This is a genomic window from Frigoribacterium sp. AC759, from assembly GCF_979256015.1.
Genome location: NZ_CEEDMT010000161.1, coordinates 1 through 242 on the forward strand (window position 1 = coordinate 1; position 242 = coordinate 242).

Below are 242 nucleotides of genomic sequence, written 5' to 3' on the forward strand. Positions count from 1 at the left end.
CGACGCTCGTCGCCCTCTCGATCAGGGGGCGGCGGAAGAACAGCGCCGAGAGCAGCACGCCGACCAGCACGGCCCAGAAGACGAGGGTCGAGGCGAGCCCGATCCGACCCAGTCGCCGGTTGCCGGCCAGGCCCTGGGCGGAGCCTGGCACGAGCACGTTCAGCACGACCAGCCCCCAGGCCCGCCGGGTCATGAACGGCTCCGACCCGAGGTCGGGGTTGCGGACCGGCAGAGCCGTGCTC

Annotated in this window: 1 pseudogene; it reads right to left on the reverse strand. The window is 73.1% G+C overall.

The annotated features are described in order from the left end of the window. Window positions 1-242: pseudogene (locus ACZ6JE_RS15495) on the reverse strand (LCP family protein); the annotation flags it as partial.